19 protein-coding genes are annotated in these 19,298 nt (G+C 61.7%); 11 read left to right on the forward strand and 8 right to left on the reverse strand.

Annotated features, from left to right (window positions below; all coding sequences use genetic code 11):
• Positions 1 to 11: 11 nt before the first annotated feature.
• Positions 12 to 1,199, reverse strand: coding sequence for a type II secretion system F family protein (locus AB7M23_RS16605; RefSeq protein ID WP_454241373.1), 1,188 nt, complete (start codon positions 1,197 to 1,199; stop codon positions 12 to 14).
• Between the two features lie 15 nt (positions 1,200 to 1,214).
• A complete protein-coding gene (gene gspG, locus AB7M23_RS16610) occupies positions 1,215 to 1,637 on the reverse strand; it encodes a type II secretion system major pseudopilin GspG (protein ID WP_409276975.1) in 423 nt (140 codons plus the stop codon).
• Between the two features lie 174 nt (positions 1,638 to 1,811).
• Here gspG and AB7M23_RS16615 point away from each other — a divergent pair, with 174 nt between their 5' ends.
• Both AB7M23_RS16615 and AB7M23_RS16620 read left to right on the forward strand, forming a co-directional pair.
• Positions 1,812 to 2,417 (forward strand): lytic transglycosylase domain-containing protein, encoded by a 606-nt coding sequence (locus tag AB7M23_RS16615; RefSeq protein WP_454241374.1) that lies wholly within the window; start codon positions 1,812 to 1,814, stop codon positions 2,415 to 2,417.
• 120 nt (positions 2,418 to 2,537) lie between these two features.
• The gene (locus AB7M23_RS16620) at positions 2,538 to 2,879 is read left to right on the forward strand and encodes a YdcA family protein (RefSeq protein ID WP_454241375.1); all 342 of its coding nucleotides are present in this window, start codon (positions 2,538 to 2,540) and stop codon (positions 2,877 to 2,879) included.
• Here the strand turns inward: AB7M23_RS16620 and AB7M23_RS16625 are convergent.
• Entirely contained in the window at positions 2,873 to 3,538 is a 666-nt protein-coding gene (locus tag AB7M23_RS16625; protein WP_454241376.1) for an HAD family hydrolase, read from the reverse strand. The two genes, AB7M23_RS16620 and AB7M23_RS16625, sit on opposite strands and share 7 nt — an antisense overlap.
• Positions 3,539 to 3,639: 101 nt before the next feature.
• Here AB7M23_RS16625 and lexA point away from each other — a divergent pair, with 101 nt between their 5' ends.
• From lexA to AB7M23_RS16655, 6 genes are all read left to right on the forward strand, one after another.
• Positions 3,640 to 4,257, forward strand: a complete 618-nt coding sequence (gene lexA / locus AB7M23_RS16630) for a transcriptional repressor LexA (RefSeq protein ID WP_065757877.1) — start codon at positions 3,640 to 3,642, stop codon at positions 4,255 to 4,257.
• Complete coding sequence (gene imuA / locus AB7M23_RS16635; protein WP_454241377.1) at positions 4,257 to 4,874, forward strand: translesion DNA synthesis-associated protein ImuA; 618 nt, start codon at positions 4,257 to 4,259, stop codon at positions 4,872 to 4,874. Before lexA ends, imuA begins: the two co-directional genes overlap by 1 nt.
• A gap of 6 nt (positions 4,875 to 4,880) precedes the next feature.
• A complete protein-coding gene (locus AB7M23_RS16640) occupies positions 4,881 to 6,296 on the forward strand; it encodes a Y-family DNA polymerase (RefSeq protein WP_454241378.1) in 1,416 nt (471 codons plus the stop codon).
• Positions 6,272 to 9,370, forward strand: coding sequence for an error-prone DNA polymerase (locus AB7M23_RS16645; protein ID WP_454241379.1), 3,099 nt, complete (start codon positions 6,272 to 6,274; stop codon positions 9,368 to 9,370). Before AB7M23_RS16640 ends, AB7M23_RS16645 begins: the two co-directional genes overlap by 25 nt.
• Positions 9,371 to 9,563: 193 nt before the next feature.
• Positions 9,564 to 10,262 (forward strand): CoA transferase subunit A, encoded by a 699-nt coding sequence (locus AB7M23_RS16650; RefSeq protein WP_065757881.1) that lies wholly within the window; start codon positions 9,564 to 9,566, stop codon positions 10,260 to 10,262.
• Positions 10,263 to 10,298: 36 nt separating this feature from the next.
• Complete coding sequence (locus tag AB7M23_RS16655) at positions 10,299 to 10,955, forward strand: CoA transferase subunit B (RefSeq protein ID WP_065757882.1); 657 nt, start codon at positions 10,299 to 10,301, stop codon at positions 10,953 to 10,955.
• A gap of 89 nt (positions 10,956 to 11,044) precedes the next feature.
• Here the strand turns inward: AB7M23_RS16655 and AB7M23_RS16660 are convergent, their stop codons facing one another.
• Complete coding sequence (locus AB7M23_RS16660; RefSeq protein WP_330522720.1) at positions 11,045 to 11,929, reverse strand: dihydrodipicolinate synthase family protein; 885 nt, start codon at positions 11,927 to 11,929, stop codon at positions 11,045 to 11,047.
• A gap of 25 nt (positions 11,930 to 11,954) precedes the next feature.
• Positions 11,955 to 12,737 carry an aldolase gene (locus tag AB7M23_RS16665; protein WP_065757884.1) on the reverse strand — a complete coding sequence of 261 codons (783 nt, stop codon included), beginning with the start codon at positions 12,735 to 12,737 and terminating at the stop codon, positions 11,955 to 11,957.
• Between the two features lie 160 nt (positions 12,738 to 12,897).
• On the opposite strand from AB7M23_RS16665, the gene AB7M23_RS16670 reads away from it, so the two are divergent.
• Both AB7M23_RS16670 and AB7M23_RS16675 read left to right on the forward strand, forming a co-directional pair.
• The gene (locus AB7M23_RS16670; RefSeq protein WP_454241380.1) at positions 12,898 to 13,440 is read left to right on the forward strand and encodes a helix-turn-helix domain-containing protein; all 543 of its coding nucleotides are present in this window, start codon (positions 12,898 to 12,900) and stop codon (positions 13,438 to 13,440) included.
• Positions 13,441 to 13,466: 26 nt separating this feature from the next.
• On the forward strand, positions 13,467 to 14,252 hold the full coding sequence (locus AB7M23_RS16675; RefSeq protein ID WP_102052137.1) for an AraC family transcriptional regulator: 786 nt from the start codon (positions 13,467 to 13,469) through the stop codon (positions 14,250 to 14,252).
• Here the strand turns inward: AB7M23_RS16675 and AB7M23_RS16680 are convergent.
• On the reverse strand, positions 14,241 to 14,828 hold the full coding sequence (locus AB7M23_RS16680; RefSeq protein ID WP_330522719.1) for a LysE family translocator: 588 nt from the start codon (positions 14,826 to 14,828) through the stop codon (positions 14,241 to 14,243). The genes AB7M23_RS16675 and AB7M23_RS16680 overlap by 12 nt on opposite strands.
• A 272-nt stretch (positions 14,829 to 15,100) precedes the next feature.
• On the opposite strand from AB7M23_RS16680, the gene AB7M23_RS16685 reads away from it, so the two are divergent.
• Positions 15,101 to 16,672: a TerC family protein gene (locus AB7M23_RS16685; RefSeq protein WP_454241381.1), complete on the forward strand. Its 1,572-nt coding sequence runs from the start codon at positions 15,101 to 15,103 to the stop codon at positions 16,670 to 16,672.
• Here AB7M23_RS16685 and rarD read toward each other — a convergent pair.
• Entirely contained in the window at positions 16,635 to 17,522 is an 888-nt protein-coding gene (gene rarD / locus AB7M23_RS16690; protein ID WP_102052139.1) for an EamA family transporter RarD, read from the reverse strand. The two genes, AB7M23_RS16685 and rarD, sit on opposite strands and share 38 nt — an antisense overlap.
• 49 nt (positions 17,523 to 17,571) lie before the next feature.
• Entirely contained in the window at positions 17,572 to 19,143 is a 1,572-nt protein-coding gene (locus AB7M23_RS16695; RefSeq protein ID WP_454241382.1) for an EAL domain-containing protein, read from the reverse strand.
• Between the last annotated feature and the right edge of the window lie 155 nt (positions 19,144 to 19,298).

Below are 19,298 nucleotides of genomic sequence, written 5' to 3' on the forward strand. Positions count from 1 at the left end.
GAGCTTCCCGCTCAGTGGATGCTCGACGCCAGCTCGAAGATCGGTATGTACATCAGGATCACGATCACCCCGATCAAGAGTCCGATAAAGGTCATCAGCAGCGGCTCGAACAGCCGCACGAACCATTCGATCCAGCGGCCGACCTCTTCATCGTAGAAATCAGCGCTGCGCTCCATCATCTGCCCAAGATTGCCGGCCTGCTCACCGGCGCGCAACAGGCGTAGCGAGACCGGGGTGACCAGTTTCCCGGCGTCCAGTGCGGCAGACAGTGACAGGCCTTCGCGGACACGCTCGCACGCCTGGTCCAGGCGTTGACCTGCCGTGGCACCAAGCAACCCACGGGCCATCGCCATGGCGGTCAGGATCGGAATGCCACCTTGCAGCAGAATGCCCAGCGAGCGATAGAACCGTGCTAGTTCATACATCACCAGGCGGCGGTGCAAGGCGGGTACCCGCTCCAGTTGTCGCCCTAGCCAGCGGCGTACAACCGGTTGGCGTTGCAGCAGTGCCAGGGTTGCCATCAGCAGGCCAAAACCCGCCGCCAGCAGCCCTTGGTGAGCATGCAGGAACAGCCCAGCATGCATCAGTACCTGCGATAGCCATGGCAGGTTCGAGCCAAGCCCTTCAAATACCAGGCTGAAGCGTGGCACCACATACCCCAGTAAAAACAGCACTACACCGCCACCGACCAGCAGTAGCAAGAACGGGTAGATCGAGGCGCCGACAATCCGCTGGCGTACTTCATCCAGGCGCTGGCGATAGGCAACATAACGGCCCAGTGCTTCGCCCAATGCCCCGGTTTTTTCGCTGGACTGCACCAGCGCGACGTACAAGGTCGGAAAGACCGCCGGCCATTGCCCCAGCGCCAGCGAGAACGACTTGCCCTCGTAGAGTTGGCGTACCAATCCATCGAGAACCTTGCGAGCGGCCGCTGCGGTTTCTTTTTCCGCCAGGCTCTCCAGCGCGTCGATCAGTGGCAGGCCTGCGTTGAGCAGGGTGGTCAGTTCCTGGCTGAACAGCACTAGGTCAAAGTGCTCCCGATGTCGCCAGTTCAGGCCGGGCCAGCGATCGCGGCTGCGCAGGCTGACCACCCGCAGGCCCTGCTGTTCGGCCAACTGACGGGCCTGAGCCGGGTCAGGCGCATCAAGCGTCAGGCAGACTACGCCAGCCTTGCCCAAGGCCTTGAGTTCAAAACGCATGGTTCGACCCTCCGCTCACTGCCAACTGGTGATCTCGGCATTCTCGCCTTCACCGCCGGGTTGGCCATCCTTGCCCATAGACAGCAGGTCATATTCGCCGTTTTCTCCGGGCTGGCGATAAATGTAGGCGCGCCCCCAGGGGTCTTGCGGTACCTGCTTCTGCAGATAGGGGCCAGTCCAGCGGCTTTCACCGCTTGGCGCGCTGACCAATGCCTGCAGGCCTTGCTCTGAGGACGGGTAATGGCCGACCTCCAGTCGGTACAGGTCCAGTGCCTTGCCCAGGCCTTCGATCTGCGCGCGGGCCACCTTCGCCTCCGAGCGCCCCAGTTGGCTGAAATACTTGGGCGCGACGATGCCGGCCAACAAGCCGAGCACCACCAGCACCACCAGCAATTCGAGCAGGGTGAAACCCTGTTGCGCGTGACGTTTGTTGTTCATGCCGTAGACCTCCGTTGTGCGCCTGAAGTGGCTTATGCAATTGCCATGCGCGTTCAGTTGGCAGCCGCAGCGATGCGCCTGGAAAGCGGCACGCTGCTTGCGTCAGTGCTGTGGAGCCTGGAAAAGCGGGGCATAAGCCCCACTTTCTGGGGACGCAACGGGGAGGGATTCGCGATGAAGCGCGTGACGGCTGTGCTCTTGACCTGGTGGGTGTGCAGTGGCCCGGTTCTGGCGGATGTCTACATCTCGGTTTCCAGCACTGGCAGTTATGTACTGTCGAATGTGCATCGCCCGGGGCGCCACTACCAGCGCGTGGTGGTTGAGCCAGGGCCTGTGCAGGCGAGTGCCTTGCAGCCGCAGTTGATTACTGGCATGCCCTATGCGGGATTGATTGCCGACGCCGCCAAGGCCCATGACGTGCCTGAGGCACTGCTGCATGCGGTCATTCAGGCAGAGTCGCGTTACAACGCCAATGCACGCTCGCCCAAGGGGGCGGCCGGGTTGATGCAACTGATGCCCGATACGGCGCGTGAACTGGGTGTCACGGATGTGCTCGACCCGGCTGCCAATCTGCAGGGGGGCGCACGTTACCTCAAGCGCATGCTGAACCTGTTCAATAACGACATAACGTTAGCGGTGGCCGCCTACAACGCCGGGCCTGATGCGGTGATCCGCCGTGGTCGGGTGATTCCACCGTTTGCAGAGACACAGCGTTATGTGCCGAGTGTGCTGCGCCAGTATCGGCGTCTGCAAGGGATTGCCGTGGATGCGCCGCTGTAGGCCGCACGGTCGTGTTTCGTCCCATGGGCAAGCGATGCGTATCGGTGGCAGGCCGTCTCTGCGCGCAATGGCCTGCTCGAAATGGTAGCATTCGGCCATCTACTGCCGGAGATCATTGCCATGGAACGGGTTACTCAGCAACATCGCTGGCCCTTGCTGCTTGGTATTCTGCTGTTGTGCAGTGCAACATCGGTCATGGCCGCCAATACCCCCTGTTCTGGGCGCAAGGGTGGGGTGGCAGGTTGTGATGGCGACCTGTTCCTGTGCAATGACGGTTCTATCAGTGGTTCGAAAAAAAGCTGCACGGCCTATCTGGGCGGCAGCCGTTCGCAGGTGGCGCGTCAATCACTGCAAGGCAGCAACGACGGCTGCTCGTGTGGCAGTGGGGCGTTCTGTACCGGCCCTCGGGGTGGTGTGTATTGCCTGACGCCAAGTGGCAAGAAAAGCTACCGGCGTCACTGAGCCTGGTTGGACATCCCGTCAATCAATGCCCACAAGCGGGCATCGGTGAAGTCCTCCACCACCAGTTGCGCGCCAGCGGCTAGCAGCACCTCTGGCCGTTGGCTGGTGCTCAGGCCAACAGTGAAAATGCCGGCCTTGCTGGCTGCCGTTACCCCAGGAATCGAGTCTTCAAACGCCAATGCGTATTCGGCGCGTGCTTGCAGGCGCTCAAGGCCGGTGAGATAGGGCAGGGGGGCGGGCTTGGCGCAGGGCAGTTCCTCGGCCACCAGGATATGTCGAAAACGCCCGGCCATACCCATGGCGGCGAGCATGTGCTCGGCATTGGCCCGTGGTGCATTGGTGACGACGGCCATGCCCAGGCCGGCAGCCTCGCCATGTGCAAGCAGGCGCGACAGACCGGGTGTCGGTTGCAGGCGCGGCGACAAGGCGCGAAAGCGCTCCTCCTTGCGCTCGGCGAAGGCCCGGTGCTCGGCAACCGAGCGTTCCGGGAACAGGTAGCGGCACAAATCGGCATTGGCTCGGCCACTGACATGCGCATCGAACTCTTCTTCGGTAAAGACCCGGCCTTCTTCGAGCAACAACTGCTGCATGGCCAGCAGGTGCAGCTTGTCGGTATCGGTCAGGGTGCCGTCGAGGTCGAACAGCAGGGCATTGAGCATGGTGGGTTTCCGCTACAGGTCTGATGGCGACGATCATAACGGACTCATTTCGCCTTGGGGCGATCAATGGGGCTGGTCAGTGTTTTACGAAAAGAGTACAAGTGTACTCCATGACTAGATTATCGCCCAAACGCACCGCCATCCTGACCTTCATCCGTGAACGCATTGCCGAGCACGGTCAGCCACCGAGCCTGGCCGATATCGCCCAGGCCTTTGGTTTTGCTTCGCGCAGTGTGGCGCGTAAACACATTCAGGCCCTCTGCGAGGCCGGTCTGATCGAGGTCACGCCGAACCAGGCACGCGGTATCCGCCTGGCCGGTGTGTTGCGTCGGCCCGAGGTGCTGGAGATTCCGGTGCTGGGGCAGGTGGCGGCCGGGCGACCGATTGGCCCGGATATCGATATTCATGAGCAATTGCTGCTGGACCCGCAGTTGTTCAGTCGTACCCCGGACTACCTGCTCAAGGTGCGTGGTGACTCGATGATCGACGACGGTATCTTCGATGGCGATTTGGTCGGCATCAAACAACAAGCCGATGCCCGTGACGGGCAGATCGTGGTTGCCCGCCTGGACGGTGAGGTGACCATCAAGCGCTTCCAGCGTGCCGATGGGCATTACCGCCTGTTGCCACGTAACCCGGCCTATGCGCCGATTGACGTTGGCCCCGAACATGAGCTGGTGATCGAAGGTGTGTTCTGTGGCCTGCTGAGGCGCGGCTGATGGGTGCCGTTGTCAGTCTCGACGGGCTGCTGGACACGCGCCAGGTCTGGAAAGGGCGGCCGGTTGCCCCGCCGCGTGAGGTACAACCCACCGGGCATGCGCCGCTGGATGCAGCCTTGCCCGATACCGGCTGGCCGTCCGGGGCGCTGACCGAAGTGCTGCTGGCGAGCGCGGGCAGTGGCGAGCTGCAGTTGCTCTGGCCGAGCCTGGCGCGCTTGACCACAGGCGGCGAGCGGGTGGTGCTGGTAGCGCCACCCTATATCCCGTATGCCCCTGCCTGGCAGGCCGCTGGGGTCGACTTGCGCTGGCTGTCGCTGGTGCAGTCCGCCCCGAGCGATGCACTCTGGGCCACCGAGCAATGCTTGCGCTCGGGCAGTTGCGCCGCAGTGCTGTGTTGGCCGCAGCATGCCGATGATCGGGCCCTGCGCCGTTTGCAGGTCGCTGCCGAAACGGGCCAGGCCCTGGCCTTTGCCTGTCGTCCTCAACACGCGGCGTTGAACCCTTCACCGGCGGCCTTGCGTATTGCCGTCGATTGCCAGCCAGCGCAGTGGCGGGTGCTCAAGTGCCGTGGCGGACGGGCTCCGGCAGCCCCCATTGCTGCGTGCTGGCGAGGCTGATGCAGCATGCTCTGGGCCTGTATCCTGCTGCCGCAGCTGGCACTCGATGGTGTACTGCGCGGGCGTGATGAGCCCGACGCACCGTTGGTATTGATCAGCGGGCCTAGCCAGCGCCGGGTGTTGCAGGCCGTCAACCCGGCGGCCCATGCCTTTGGCTTGCGTGCCGGGCAAACGCTGAGTACAGCGCAAGCCCTGGCCCAGGGGTTTACGTGTGTTGAGCATGACCCCGCAGCCACGGAACACTTGCAGCAATTGCTTGCGGCCTGGGCGTACCGCTTCAGCTCGCAGGTCAGCCTGGATTACCCCCGAGCCCTGTTGCTGGAGGTCGAGTCCAGCCTGGGGCTGTTCGGGCCCTGGCCTGTGTTTGAGGCGCGCTTGCGTGAGGAGTTGACGGCCCTTGGTTTTCGCCATCGCATCGTGCTGGCCAGCAACCCGGTAGCTGCCCGGATGCTTGCCAATGGGCATGACGGGCTGGCCGCTTTCTGCCCCGAACAAACCCGCGCTGCCTTGGTGCGGATGCCCGTTGAGCGTATCGGTCTAGCGCCGGACGCCGCCACGGCGCTTGCGCGCATGGGGTTGCGCCGCCTGGATCAGGTGCTGGCGCTGCCGCGTGATGCGCTGGCCCGACGTTTCGCCGCGCCGGTGCAGTTGCATCTGGACCGGCTGCTGGGTCTGCGGGCCATGGCATTGACGTGCTACATGCCGGCAGACCGTTTCGATGCGCGGCTGGAGCTGAACTTCGATGTTGAATCCCATCAGGCGCTGTTGTTCCCCTTGCGCCGGTTGATCAACGACCTGGCGGTGTTCCTGGTCGGACGAGATGTGGGTGTTCAGCGCTTTACGCTGCACCTGGAACATGCCGAGGTCGAAGACACCCGCGTGGTGGTCGGCTTGCTGGCGGCTGAGCGTGAGGCGGGCATGTTGTTCGAGCTGGCCCGTGGGCGGTTGGAGGCGCTGCAGCTTGCGGCCCCTGTGCGTAATCTGCGTTTGCTGGCTGAGGATTTGCCACGTTTCGTACCGCCGCTGGCAGCGCTTTTCGACGTCCGGCCGCAGCAGTACCAGCCATGGGAGCAGTTGCGCGAGCGGTTGCGTGCGCGCCTTGGTGATGACGCTGTAGGGACGCTGCAGGTGCAGGCTGACCACCGTCCCGAGTGCGCCTGGTACTCAGGGGAAGGGCGTTCGGCTGACGTGTCGCTGCCGGCTGCACCACGTCCTGGCTGGTTGTTGGCCGAGCCGCAAGCATTGCTGCCGGACGGTTTGCAGGTGTTGGCCGGGCCTGAACGTATCGAGTCCGGTTGGTGGGACGGTGACGATATACGCCGTGACTATTACCTGATCGAAACCGTCAGCGGTCAGCGCGGCTGGGCCTACCGCAATGTCGGCGACAGTCGCGCGCTGTGGTTGCAAGGCTGGTTCGCATGAGCGTTGCTTATGCCGAACTGCACTGCCTGTCGAACTTCAGTTTCCAGCGCGGCGCCTCCAGTGCGCAGGAGCTGTTCGCGCGTGCCCGCCAGCAGGGTTACCAGGCTCTGGCAATCACTGATGAATGTACCTTGGCCGGTATTGTGCGGGCCTGGCAGGCAGCGAAGGACTGCGGCCTCCCGCTGATCATTGGCAGCGAAATACGCCTGGAAGATGGCCCGAAACTGGTGCTGTTGGTGGAGGACCTGTGTGGTTATCAGCACCTGTGCAGGCTGATCACCCTGGGGCGTCGTCGGGCAAAGAAGGGCGAGTACTGCCTGCACCGCGATGACTTCAACAGCCCTTCCCCGGGGCTGCTGGCGTTGTGGGTGCCGGATGACGAGCGTGACGCCAGCAACGGCCACTGGTTGCGTGAGGTGTTTGCTGAGCGCCTGTGGCTGGCGGTGCAGTTGCACCGTGGCCCGGACGACCGCCAGCGCCTGGCGAACCTGCTGGCGCTGGCAGCTGAGACCGGCATTCCTGCAGTCGCCTGTGGCGATGTGCATATGCATGCCCGTGGACGTCGGGCCTTGCAGGACTGCATGACCGCTATCCGCCATCACACGACCGTGGCCGAGGCCGGGCACCGTCTGTTCGCCAATGGCGAGCGACACTTGCGACCGTTGCAGCACCTGGCCGAGTTGTACCCGCCCGAACTGCTCCAGGCCAGTGTGCAAATCGCCGAGCGCTGCCAGTTCGACCTCGGTCAACTGCGCTATCAGTACCCTAGGGAAGTGGTACCGCACGGCCATACCTCGACCAGTTGGCTACGTCAGTTGTGCGAGCACGGTCTACGTTGGCGCTGGCCTGAGGGTGTCGACGACAAGGCCCGTGGCATGCTGGAGCATGAGCTGGCCCTGATCACCGAGCTGGGTTACGAAGGGTACTTTCTCACGGTCCATGACATCGTGCGGTTTGCCCGCGAGCAGGGCATCCTCTGCCAGGGGCGGGGCTCGGCAGCCAACTCGGTGGTGTGCTTCGTGCTGGGTATCACCGAACTGGACCCCATGACCTCGCACCTGTTGTTCGAGCGTTTTCTTTCCCGTGAGCGTAACGAGCCTCCGGACATTGATGTCGATTTCGAGCACGAGCGCCGCGAAGAGGTGCTGCAGTACGTGTTTCGTCGTTATGGGCGTCATCGCGCAGCGCTCACGGCCGTGGCCAGCACCTACCATGCCGCCGGTGCTGTGCGGGATATTGCCCGGGTGCTGGGGTTGCCGCCCGATCAGATCAACGCATTGGCTGATTGCTGTGGCCGTTGGAGTGACCGTGTGCCGTCGGCCGAGCACCTGCGTGAAGCGGGTTTCGACCCTGAAAGCCCGTTGTTGCACCGGGTACTGGCACTGACGGGAACCTTGATCGGCTTTCCCCGGCACTTGTCCCAGCACCCGGGCGGTTTTGTCATTTCCGAGCAGCCATTGGACAGCCTGGTGCCGGTGGAGAACGCGGCCATGGAAGACCGTACGGTGATCCAGTGGGACAAGGACGACCTCGACCTGGTCGGGTTGCTCAAGGTCGATATCCTGGCCTTGGGCATGCTCAGCGCCTTGCGTCGGTGTTTTGACCTGCTTGAGCGCCATCGTGGGCGTCGGTTGAGCATCGCCACGGTGCCTCCCGAGGATGCAGCGACGTATGCCATGATCGGTCGGGCCGATACCATCGGCGTGTTCCAGATCGAGTCGCGGGCGCAGATGGCCATGTTGCCGAGGCTCAAGCCGAAGACGTTCTATGATCTGGTCATTGAAGTGGCGATTGTTCGCCCCGGGCCGATTCAAGGCGATATGGTCCACCCCTACCTGCGTCGCCGCAACAACGAAGAACCTGTCGATTTCCCTTCGCCTGCGCTGGCGAAGGTGTTTGAACGCACCCTTGGCGTGCCGCTGTTCCAGGAGCAGGTCATGGAGCTGGCCATCGTTGCGGCAGGCTACAGCCCGGGCGAGGCCGATCAACTGCGTCGCTCGATGGCGGCCTGGAAACGTCATGGCGGGCTGGAGCCACACCGTGAGCGCTTGACCCGCGGCATGCTCGACAATGGTTATACCGAGGCCTTTGCTGCGCGGATCTTTGAACAGATCAAGGGTTTTGGCAGTTACGGATTTCCCGAGTCCCATGCGGCCAGCTTCGCCTTGCTGACCTACGCCAGTTGCTGGCTCAAGTGCCATGAGCCCGCAATCTATGCCTGCGCGTTGATCAACAGTTGGCCGATGGGCTTCTACAGCCCGGACCAGATTCTTCAGGATGCGCGGCGACATGGCATCGAGATTCGCCCGGTGGATGTGTGCCACAGCAACTGGGATTGCAGCCTGGAGCCGGGCACCGATGATGCCTTGGCGATTCGTCTGGGGCTGCGTCAGGTGCGAGGCTTTCGTGAGGAAGATGGCCGGCGTATTGAGCAGGCGCGCGCCGTGAAGGCATGGGCCGATGTCAGCGACCTGAGCCAGCGGGCCGGTCTGGATGCGCGCGCGCGTGAGTTGTTGGCCGATGCCGGAGCCTTGCAGGGGTTGGTCGGGCACCGTTACCAGGCGCGCTGGGAAGTGGCGGCGGTGCAGGCCCAGTTGCCATTGTTCGCCGGGCTGGCGGCGCCTTCAGACGAGGCGGTGGCCTTGCCCGCGCCAACCTTGGGTGAGGACCTGTTCGCCGACTACACCAGCACCGGCACGACCTTGGGGCCGCATCCATTGGCCTTGCTGCGGCGTCGCCTCGAAGGCCTGGGTTGTCGCAGTTCGCAGCGGCTGGTCGAGTTGGCTCATGCTGACAGGGTCAGCGTCGCTGGTATTGTCATCGGACGACAACGACCGCAGACCGCCAGTGGGGTGACTTTCGTCACCCTGGAGGACGAGTTCGGCATGATCAATGTGGTGGTCTGGCGTGCGCTGGCCGAGCGTCAGCGCCGAATATTGGTGGGGGCACGGCTGTTACGGGTGGTGGGTCGGCTGGAGTGCGAGGGTGGGGTGCGCCATGTGATTGCCCGACGCCTTGAAGACCTCAGCCCGCTGTTGAGCGGGCTGGACGTGCGCAGCCGGGACTTCCATTGATGTGTCAGCGCGTCGCCCAGCGCCGCTTGCGGGTCGATGCCTGCGCAGGGAACGGTAGAGGGTCTATTATTCTTTAAAACCAATTAATCAATGAAAAAAACAAAATTAACAAATGAGTCAGGAGGGGTGAAGATGGGCCAGACGCTCCTCCGACACCTGAGGTCGGTTCTACAACTACAAAAGGCGGATCAGCATGGCCGGACTGGACAAGCGCGTAGCAACCTATGAAGAGGCCCTCGAAGGCCTGACCGACAACATGACGGTACTGGCCGGCGGTTTCGGCCTGTGCGGCATCCCGGAAAACCTTATCGCTGAAATCAAGCGCCGTGGCGTCAAGGGCCTGACCGTTGTCTCCAACAACTGCGGTGTCGATGGCTTTGGCCTGGGTGTGCTGCTGGAGCAGCACCAGATCCGCAAGATGGTCGCTTCCTACGTTGGTGAAAACGCCGAATTCGAACGCCAGTTGCTCAGCGGCGAACTGGAAGTGGAACTGACCCCGCAAGGCACCCTGGCGGAAAAAATGCGCGCTGGCGGTGCGGGTATCCCGGCGTTCTATACCGCCACCGGTTACGGCACCCCGGTTGCCGAAGGCAAGGAAGTGCGCGAGTTCAATGGGCGCAAGTACATCATGGAAGAAGCCATTACCGGCGACTTCGCCATCGTCAAGGGCTGGAAGGCCGATCACTACGGCAACGTGATTTACCGCAACACCGCACAGAACTTCAACCCGCTGGCCGCTACGGCCGGGAAGATCACCGTGGTCGAAGTCGAAGAAATCGTCGAGCCAGGTGTCCTGCTGCCCAGCGAGATCCATACCCCAGGTATCTATGTCGACCGGGTAATCGTCGGCACCTTCGAGAAGCGCATCGAGAAGCGCACCGTCAAAGCCTGACCCGCCCCCGCACAGAACAACAAAGAGATCCTGACCATGGCACTTACCCGCGAACAAATGGCCCAGCGCGTCGCCCGCGAACTCAAGGACGGCTACTACGTGAACCTGGGCATCGGTATTCCGACCCTGGTGGCCAACTATGTCCCGGCCGATATGGACGTGATGCTGCAATCGGAAAACGGCCTGCTCGGCATGGGTGAATTCCCGACCGAAGCACAACTGGATGCCGACATGATCAACGCCGGCAAGCAGACCGTAACGGCGCGCCGCGGCGCTTCGATTTTCAACTCTGCCGAGTCCTTCGCCATGATCCGTGGCGGCCACGTCGACCTGACCGTACTGGGCGCTTTCGAGGTGGACGTGGAGGGCAACATCGCCTCCTGGATGATCCCGGGCAAACTGGTCAAGGGCATGGGCGGGGCGATGGACCTGGTGGCCGGTGCCGACAACATCATTGTCACCATGACCCACGCCTCCAAGGATGGCGAGTCCAAATTGCTGTCGCGCTGCAGCCTGCCGCTGACCGGTGCGGGCTGCATCCGCAAGGTACTCACCGACCTGGCTTACCTGGAGATCGAGAACGGTGCGTTCATCCTGCGCGAGACCGCTCCGGGCGTCAGCGTCGAGGAAATCATCGAGAAAACGGCCGGCAAGCTGATCGTCGCGGACGATGTGAAGGAAATGACCTTCTAAGCAGTCGTTTTTATCTTGACCGTACCGGGCCTGTCGCCCGCAAGACGGGTTCCTGCAAAGAGCGGAGCCTGCCTTGCGGGCGGGCATTGTCAGATCAGTTGATCCAGCAACGCCTGCAACTGCATACGGCCAGTTTCATTCAGCCCGAACACCGGGCGACGCGGCTCGCCCACGGGCAGGCCGGTTAGCGCCAGGCCGGCCTTGATGGTTGCCGGCAAGCCACCCTTGAGAATGAAGTCGAGCAATGGCAACTGTTGGTAGAACAGTGCTTTTGCGCGCTCCAGATCGTTGGCTTGTACTGCCTGATAAAGGGCCAGGTTAAGTGCCGGAATCAGGTTGGCGGCGGCAGTACACCAGCCTGTCGCGCCTGCCACGAATGCTTCCAGCGCCAGTGGGTTGCAGCCGTTGTAGAACGGCACCTGGCCTTCGCCGAGCACCTGCAGTTTGTGCATGCGCTGGATATCGCCAGTGCTCTCTTTGACCATGGTCACGTTCTCCACCGTCTTGACGATGCGCAGAATCAGCTCCACCGACATGTCGGTGCCGCTGGTGGCCGGGTTGTTGTAGAGCATGATCGGCACACCAATGCTGTCGCCAATGGCCTGGTAGTGCTGGAGAATCTCCGCTTCACTGAGTTTCCAGTACGCGGTCGGCAACACCATGACCGCATCGGCGCCCAGGCGTTCGGCCAGTCGCGCACGGCGTATGGCGCCGGCAGTGGTCAGGTCGGAAACACTGACGACCGTGGGGACGCGGCCGGCGATGTGCGCCAGGCTGAACTCCGCCACCTGATCCCATTCGTGATCACTGAGGTAGGCGCCTTCGCCAGTGCTACCCAAGGGCGCGATAGCGTGAGCGCCGCCTTCGACCAGACGATCGATAGAACGGCCCAGCGCGGGCAGATCAAGGCCTTCGCCGTCTGCGGTGAAGGGCGTGATGGTATAGCCGATGATGCCGTGAATTGCGGTGGACATGGACGAGGCTCCGATAAGAATGTGATCAGTTCAGGCAGTCGGCGTGCTGGCGCAGGCTTTGCCGGGCATAGTAGTTGAAGGCGGCAACGTGGCGCTTGGGGCGGGCGATCCAGTCATGGGCTTCACGACCCAGGGCCGGCTCGATCGGTTTGATCTGCCCTGCGGCCATGGCCAGTAACTGCAGCTTGGCGGCACGTTCGATCAGCTGTGCTATCACGCAGGCCTCTTCAACACTGGCCCCTGTCGCCAATTGGCCGTGATGCGAGAGCAACAGCGCCCGCTTGTCACCCAGTGCGGCGCTGATGATTTCGCCTTCTTCGTTGCCCACCGGTACCCCGGGCCAGGCCTCCAGGAACGCGCAGTCTTCGTACAGCGGGCAGAGGTCCATATGGGAGACCTGCAGGGGAACTTCCAGCATCGACAAGGCCGCGACATGGGTCGGGTGGGTGTGAATGATGCAATTGACGTCCGGGCGAGCACGGTACACCCAGCTATGGAAGCGGTTGGCCGGGTTGGGCATACCATCGCCTTCGAGCACTTCAAGGTCCTCATTGACCAGCAACAGGTTGCTGGCCGTGATCTCATCGAAACCCAGGCCCAACTGTTGGGTGTAATAGGTCCCGGGCTGCGGGCCACGTGCAGTGATTTGCCCGGCCAGACCGGAGTCGTGGCCATGTTCAAAGAGAATCCGGCAGGTGAGGGCCAGCTTTTCTCGGGTAGTCCACGTATTATCGGCAAGCGAGCCTTGCATGTGCGCAAGGGCCTGCTTGATCAATTGATCCTTGGGCAGTGTTAATGTCTTGGCCATGGAGATGTCCTGTGCAGTAGTCATGGGTGTCAGGGAGGTATGTCGCCGGGTTGCTGGGAGGTGGCGCGGCGACACGCATATGACACAAAGGATGCTATATGACACAATGTGTCATTGGCAAGGCAAAATCGCACACGCCTGTGGGGATCTACGGCTTCGCATGTCTATCCGATTGAAATTATTGAGAAAAAAATTGGGGATAACGCTGGAGGCGCTGGCTGAAAAAGCCGGTATGACCAAGAGCTACTTGTCCAAGGTCGAGCGTGGCCTGAACACCCCTTCGATTGCCGCTGCCTTGAAACTGGCCAGTGCGTTGAACGTCAAGGTTGAGGAGTTGTTTGTCGCCGACACGCCAACGCAAGAGCGTTATAGCCTGGTGCGCAGCCACCAGCGCCAGTTGCTGCCAGGTGCCCGCGAGGTCTCCGGCTATGCCGTGCTTGCCAGCCAGATCAGCCATCGCAGCCTGTTGCCGTTCATGCTCAGCCCGCCAAGCGAGTTCAGCGATTCAACGTTCAAGGAGCATGAGGGCGAAGAATTCCTGTTTGTCCATGAAGGCCAGGTAGAAGTTGACTTCATGAACGAGCGGGTCATTCTAGAGCGCGGTGATGCGCTGTATTTCAACGCACAGACACCGCATCGATTGCGCTCGCTGGGGCCACAACCCGCGCAGTTGCTGGTGGTGGTGCATGAGATGAACGGTTAGACGAGCCTTCAGGACCTGAGCCAGCCATGAGCATTCATTCACAATTCTGGCGTGACCCGGCCTTGCCCTTCATTGAGGCCCGCAGCGTGGAAGACGGACGCAAGGTCTGTTATGCGCGACATTCCCACGCCGGCTTTTCCATCGGTGCCGTCACGGCGGGGCGCAGCACCTACCTGAACGGTGATCACTGGCACGAGATCAGCGCAGGCACGGTGGTCATGATGAACCCGGGTACGGTGCATGCCTGCAACCCGATTGCCGATCAGCCCTGGTCCTACCTCATGCTGTATGTCGATACCCCCTGGCTTGAGCGATTGGGATTTCAGCCATTGGCGGCGACCCATACCACGTCGGTACAGGTGTACAGCGAACTCTTGAGGCTGTATGCGTGGCTGGTTGATCCAGCACGCAGCCCCCAGGAGAAGGCCGCGGCAGCAGAGGCATTCTTTGTTCAGCTGCTGGATCAATTGGGGCCCGTTTGGGTCGAGCCAGCGCAGGGCAACCAGCGTCTGGAACGTGCCGCCGACTATATTCGCCAGCACTGCACCGAGCCGCTGAAACTGGAGGACATCTGTCAGGCCGCCGGGCTATCGGCGTCTTACCTGATTCGGGCCTTCAAGCAGCACTACGGCCTGACGCCTCACGGCTACTTGCTTGACCATCGCATCCAGTATGCCCGGGCGCAGTTGCGTCGGGGGCGGCTGATTGCCGAGGTGGCCGCCGACGCCGGATTTGCCGATCAGGCCCACCTGCAGCGGGCTTTCAAGCAGCACCTGGCCGCCACGCCCGGGCACTACCGTTCAGCCGAGTAACAGGTAGATCGCGCTGGCCACTAACAATAGCGCCAGGCTGCGATTGAACAGGCGCATGCGTCGAGGGTTGTTCAGGTAGTGGCTGATGACACTACCGGCCCAGGCCCAACTGGCGACAGACAGATAACAGATCACGAAATACAACCCGGTGAACTGCCACAGCAGGCCCACCTCGCCTTCGCCGACGTACGCGCCAATACCGGCAACGCTCGCCAGCCAGGCCTTGGGGTTCAGCCATTGCAGTGTTGCCCCGTAGAGCATGGAGGGCGGCTCTTCACGGTTCCCTGCGCCAAGCTCGCCATTGTCGCTGCTCAGCTTCCAGGCCATGTAGAACAGAAACAGCACACCCCCCGCCTGCAGCAGGCGGGCCAGGCCGGGCCAGTGGCGCAACAGCTCGTGAAGGCCAAGCCCGACCAGCACCAACAGTAGGCAAAAGCCTAGCGTCGCCCCCGTGACATGCGCCAGGCTGGCGCGCAAACCATGCCGGGCTCCGGCACCTAGGGCGACGATATTGACCGGGCCGGGAGAAATCGAAGCGGCCAGCGCAAAGGCGGCCATGGATAAAATCAGGCTCATAGTGACCTTCTGGGTTAAGGGGAACGGTCACATAGCCTAAGCAGCAGGGGAGGCAGGGTATTGAAGAAAATCACCCTAGAGAGGCGTCATGGAGGAGGGCGTTACAGCTTTTGTAATAGTTTCCCGCTATATCAAGAGCACCTGACGCTTGTAGGATCGATGTCCCTTATTGATATCAAGGTTGATATGACTTCGTTCTCGGAGCCCCCCAGTAGCTGGCCGTCCTGGCCTTTCTCTCGTCCCTGTGACGCCTTGCTTGCGAGTACCTCCCCATGGAATGGCTAGCCGATCCCACGGCCTGGCTGGGCCTTGCCACGCTGATTGTCCTGGAACTGGTACTGGGCATCGACAACCTGGTATTCATCGCCATCCTTGCCGACAAACTGCCGCCGCATCAGCGTGATCGCGCGCGGGTGATTGGTTTGAGCCTGGCGCTGATCATGCGCTTGGGCCTGCTGGCCAGTATTTCCTGGATGGTGACCCTGACCGCGCCGCTGTTCGAGATTCTCGACAAGTCGTTCTCCGGGCGAGACCTGATCATGCTGTTTGGTGGTGTGTTCCTGTTGTTCAAGGCCACCATGGAGCTGCATGAGCGCCTTGAGGGGCATGTTGCCCAGACAGGCGGAACGGTTCGTCACGCGGCTTTCTGGCCCATCGTGGCGCAGATTGTGGTGCTCGACGCCGTGTTCTCGCTGGATGCCGTGATTACTGCGGTGGGTATGGTCGAGCACTTGTCGATCATGATGATCGCGGTGGTGTTCTCCATCGGCATCATGATTGTCGCCAGCAAGCCGCTGACTCGCTTCGTCAATGCCCACCCGACCGTGATCATGCTCTGCCTGGGCTTTTTGATGATGATCGGCTTCAGCCTGACGGCCGAAGGCCTGGGTTTCCACATACCCAAAGGTTACCTGTATGCCGCGATTGGTTTCTCGATTCTGATCGAAGTGTTCAACCAACTGGCCCGTGTGCGCCGCAAGCGCAGCCTGCAGCAGCACCGACCACTGCGTGAGCGCACCGCCCATGCCGTGCTGCGTCTGCTCGGCGGGCGCCGGCTTGAGGCAGACGAAGTCGGCGAGGAGATCGCCGATCTGGTCGAGGGTGGAACCGAACAGGTGCTATTCGATCGCCGCGAGCGTGTGATGATCAGTGGCGTGCTGAACCTCGCCGAGCGCCCGATCAAGACCGTGATGACGGCTCGGGCCGAGGTCGATGTCATTGACCTGGCACAATCGGCAGAGGCGATTCGCACGGCACTGATGCATTCGTCCTATTCGCGTTTGCCTTTGATCCGTGATGGGAACGTCGAAGAGCCGTTGGGTTTTGTGCACAAGAAAGAACTGCTCAAAGAGCTGCTGGCCGGCAATGAGCCAGACCTGGAGCGCCTGGCGCGCACACCGTTGCATGTGCTGGAAAGCTTCAGCGTGCTCAATGCCCTTGAGCAAATGCGCAACCAGTCGACTCACATCGCCTTTGTGGTGAACGAGTTCGGCGATTTCACTGGTGTGCTGACCATGACCGACATTCTTGAGTCGATTGCCGGCGAGTTGCCGGATGCCACTGAGGTCGAGGGGCCGGACATCGTCGAAGGCCCAGAGGGGTACCTGGTCAACGGCGCCTTGAACCTGAGCCAGATTCAGGCCCGTACCGGCTTTGTAGCCAAGGCCACCGAGGATTACCAGACCCTTGCGGGCCTGGTCATGAGCCTGCTTGACCGGTTGCCGATGGTCGGCGACAAGCTGAACTGGAACGGCTGGCAGCTCACGGTGGTGGCGGTGGCCGAGCGCAGGGTGCGGCAGGTGCGCCTTACGCCAGGCGGCGACGCTGACGCAGCAGGTGCTTGATGCCCTCAAGCACCAGCACCACCACAGCCAGCCAGATCGGGATATAGGTCAGCCATTGGTCGGCGTCGATGCTTTCACCCAGCATCAGCGCTACCGCGACGAGCAATACCGGCTCGACATAGCTAAGCAGGCCGAACAGGCTGAACGCTAACAGCCGGCTGGCCAGTACGTAGCAAATCAGGGCCAGCGCGCTGATCACGCCGAGCAGCGGGATCAGCGCGTAAAGCCCCGGATGCTCAACCAGATCGGCCGCCGACAGTGGTCCCTGTACAATGAAATAGAGTGCCGCTGGCAGCAGCAGGCACATGTCGGTCCACAGCCCGCCCAGGTGATCGGTGCGCAGTTTGCGCCGCAGTACGAAATACACAGGGTAGCCGCCGGCCACCAGCAGGGTCTCCCAGGCGAAGCTGCCATGTTGGTAGAGCGCGTGGGCAACACCGGCCATGGCGCAAAGCACGGCCAGTTTTTGCAGGCGTGACAGACGTTCGCCATAGACCATGCGCCCGGTCAGCACCATGCTCAGCGGCAGCAGGAAGTAGCCCAGGGAGACTTCCAGGCTACGACCGTGTAGCGGTGCCCAGAGAAACAGCCAGAGCTGCACGCCCATCAGTGCCGACGTGGCGCACAAACCCAGCAGTAACATCGGCTTCTGACGGATTCTGGCGAGTAACCCGATGACCAGTGACCAGTCCCTGGAAATCAGCATGAACAGGGTAACGCAGGGCATTGTCAGCAGTACGCGCCAGCCGAAGATCTCCTCACCGTCCAGCGGGCTGAGCAGCGAGGTGTAGAAATACATCACGGCAAACAGGAACGAAGCCATGACGGATGAAACGATACCTTTGGACAAGGGTGCCTCTAACTAACGCAAGTGACAGAACGGTTGACCTGCAATGATCTCAGGGGCAGGAGGGCTGGGCAACCGCAGGCTCCTTTTTCTGGTGGGCCAAGGCGTCGATGAAACCGTTCAGCGGCAAGGGCTTGCCGAACAGGTAGCCTTGCTGGAAGTCCACTTGGCGTTGGGCCAGGTAATCCCGTTGCGCCTGTGTTTCTACGCCTTCGGCAACGACGCCCATGTCCAGCTTGTTGGAGAGCTCGATGATGCTGTCGAGAATGTGCAGTGACAAGGCATCCACACCGATCATGCCGACAAAACTCTTGTCGATCTTCAGGTAATCCACTTTGAACTGGCGCAGGTAGGTCAGGCTCGACTGACCCGTGCCGAAGTCATCCAGGGCAATCATCACCCCCAATTCGTGCAGCTTGGCGAACAGGTTGAACGTGCAGTCGGTGGGGGTTATCAGCGTACGCTCGGTCAGCTCCAGGGTCAGCCGAATGCGCCCAGTTGGAAAGGCCGCCAGCAGCTTCTGGCAGTCATCGTAGAGCGCCAGGTCCTGGCAGTGGGCTGCGCTGATATTGATACCGATATGAAAACCTTCCTCGAAGTTGTCCGCATGGGGTGCCAGTTGTTCAGCGACCTGCTGCATCAGGCGACGGGTCATTGGGATGATCTGGCCACTGTGCTCGGCGTAGGGAATGAACAGGTCAGGACGTACCAGGCCGTCACGCGGGTGCATCCAGCGCATCAGCACTTCGACGCCGGCCCAACGATAGTCACCCTGGCGTACGACGGGTTGAAAGTACGGCACGAATTCATCTGCCTCGAGTGCCCGTTGCAGTTCAGCCCGAGGCGAATTGGCGCGCTTCAGTTGCCAGTTGCAGGCTACTCCGGCAATGATGCCGAGGAAGACCAGCAGGCCGAACAAGGGGCCGTACTGGCGTTGCATCAGGCGCCATACCTCGCCCTCCGGGTAACCGCTATGGACCGTGAAGCTGAAATGCGAGGACTTCAGGGCTGTCGGGACCACGGCAAAGTCTGGCACGGGGTCGTTGCGCACCCGGCCGTCAGTTCCCATCCAGTGCGTGCCCACCTTTACACGCAGGTCGGAATCCGGGTCGATCAGGCGCAACAGGTGTATCAAGTGATCGCCATCGACGGTTGTGATTGCTCCCTTGCTGCCTTCACTGAGGCGGTAGACCAGCAGCGGGTGCCCCGGGGAGACGGAGTTGCCATCCATCAGCCAGAGGCTGCCGTCGGTATAGTCGCCAGGGTTGACTGCTTCGCGGTAGCTGCCGAACAGTGAGCTGCAGTAAAGGGCATCGTCGTAGAACAGGTTGGTCGAACGAACGAAGGTGCCTCGCGTGACCTGTTCACGCAAGGGCAGCTTGACCTGCTCGCAAGGTTGGCCCGCCAGCGGCAGCAGGTTGCGTGCGGCCTGGGCGATGTTGTCCAGCACCCGGTCGAACTGTTCGATGGCGTGCTCTGCGTTGAGCTGTGCTCTGGCGTGCAGCTCTCGCTGTGCCTGCCAGTTCAGCAGAAGCACGCCGCAAATTACCGGAATGAAACCCACCAGCCAGGGCAGCAGGACGCGTCCAGTGGAGCGGCTGCGGCGTTTTCGCGAAAGGGGCATGGTTGACTACCTGTCATGGCAAAGGGTCCTTCGTTGGCAAGCATAGCGCTTGCCCCGCCCGCCTGTGATAGCGGGTGTGGCAGTAGTCTATTATGGCTACAGTGTACTCACCATCCTGATAGGGCACCGGCGTTGTCCGAGAGTGTGCCCTGCAA

This window comes from Pseudomonas sp. HLS-6 TE3448 (assembly GCF_053629555.1).

What these genes read in the sequence shown, in the direction of transcription:
- AB7M23_RS16605 (WP_454241373.1), bottom strand. Translation starts at nt 1,199, where the DNA reads ATGCGTTTTGAACTCAAGGCCTTGGGCAAGGCTGGCGTAGTCTGCCTG.
- gspG (WP_409276975.1), bottom strand. Translation starts at nt 1,637, where the DNA reads ATGAACAACAAACGTCACGCGCAACAGGGTTTCACCCTGCTCGAATTG.
- AB7M23_RS16615 (WP_454241374.1), top strand. Translation starts at nt 1,812, where the DNA reads ATGAAGCGCGTGACGGCTGTGCTCTTGACCTGGTGGGTGTGCAGTGGC.
- AB7M23_RS16620 (WP_454241375.1), top strand. Translation starts at nt 2,538, where the DNA reads ATGGAACGGGTTACTCAGCAACATCGCTGGCCCTTGCTGCTTGGTATT.
- AB7M23_RS16625 (WP_454241376.1), bottom strand. Translation starts at nt 3,538, where the DNA reads ATGCTCAATGCCCTGCTGTTCGACCTCGACGGCACCCTGACCGATACC.
- imuA (WP_454241377.1), top strand. Translation starts at nt 4,257, where the DNA reads ATGGGTGCCGTTGTCAGTCTCGACGGGCTGCTGGACACGCGCCAGGTC.
- AB7M23_RS16640 (WP_454241378.1), top strand. Translation starts at nt 4,881, where the DNA reads ATGCTCTGGGCCTGTATCCTGCTGCCGCAGCTGGCACTCGATGGTGTA.
- AB7M23_RS16650 (WP_065757881.1), top strand. Translation starts at nt 9,564, where the DNA reads ATGGCCGGACTGGACAAGCGCGTAGCAACCTATGAAGAGGCCCTCGAA.
- AB7M23_RS16655 (WP_065757882.1), top strand. Translation starts at nt 10,299, where the DNA reads ATGGCACTTACCCGCGAACAAATGGCCCAGCGCGTCGCCCGCGAACTC.
- AB7M23_RS16660 (WP_330522720.1), bottom strand. Translation starts at nt 11,929, where the DNA reads ATGTCCACCGCAATTCACGGCATCATCGGCTATACCATCACGCCCTTC.
- AB7M23_RS16665 (WP_065757884.1), bottom strand. Translation starts at nt 12,737, where the DNA reads ATGGCCAAGACATTAACACTGCCCAAGGATCAATTGATCAAGCAGGCC.
- AB7M23_RS16670 (WP_454241380.1), top strand. Translation starts at nt 12,898, where the DNA reads ATGTCTATCCGATTGAAATTATTGAGAAAAAAATTGGGGATAACGCTG.
- AB7M23_RS16675 (WP_102052137.1), top strand. Translation starts at nt 13,467, where the DNA reads ATGAGCATTCATTCACAATTCTGGCGTGACCCGGCCTTGCCCTTCATT.
- AB7M23_RS16680 (WP_330522719.1), bottom strand. Translation starts at nt 14,828, where the DNA reads ATGAGCCTGATTTTATCCATGGCCGCCTTTGCGCTGGCCGCTTCGATT.
- AB7M23_RS16685 (WP_454241381.1), top strand. Translation starts at nt 15,101, where the DNA reads ATGGAATGGCTAGCCGATCCCACGGCCTGGCTGGGCCTTGCCACGCTG.
- AB7M23_RS16695 (WP_454241382.1), bottom strand. Translation starts at nt 19,143, where the DNA reads ATGCCCCTTTCGCGAAAACGCCGCAGCCGCTCCACTGGACGCGTCCTG.